Origin of the sequence: Avibacterium gallinarum (genome assembly GCF_002921135.1) — a bacterium.
Classification (GTDB): Bacteria; Pseudomonadota; Gammaproteobacteria; order Enterobacterales; family Pasteurellaceae; genus Avibacterium; species Avibacterium gallinarum.
Genome location: NZ_PQVJ01000043.1, coordinates 1 through 431, shown reverse-complemented (window position 1 = coordinate 431; position 431 = coordinate 1). Strand labels below are relative to the sequence as shown.

Below are 431 nucleotides of genomic sequence, written 5' to 3'. Positions count from 1 at the left end.
CCAAAGGATGGAAGCCAGCATGAAGATGGTCGGCCAGTTCTTCATCTTCTCACCGCTGTAGACACCAGAGTACAGAGCAGAGAGCTCCTCCAGGATATCCTTCTGCAACTCGCGCCACATATCGGCAAGGGCACACTTGACCTGGAAGTTGATCATGACGGGAGCGACGGTGCGGCCGTAGTACTTGGAGTCCTCGTCATCGATCCGACCATCCAAGTTGACCTCATCGCTCTGGTTCTCAATCATGGTGATGTGCATGGTGAGGTTGTAGGCCAGAACGAGCTTGAGGGCCTTGCGGATGGCGGGCATCTTCTCCTTGACGAGGTAGCGATGCGCAGTCTTGAGAATCTCAGTGATGAAGGGGGTGCCCTCAAAGTGGTCATCAATGAAGTCCTCGAAGGGACCGTCAATGTGCTTATCAAGGTACTCGG

General features: G+C 54.3%; 1 protein-coding gene. It reads right to left on the bottom strand.

All coding sequences use genetic code 11. The annotated features are described in order from the left end of the window. Positions 1-309: hypothetical protein (locus C3007_RS11615; protein ID WP_207763699.1), on the bottom strand; the 309-nt coding region annotated here is incomplete at its 3' end. Positions 310-431: the final 122 nt, after the last annotated feature.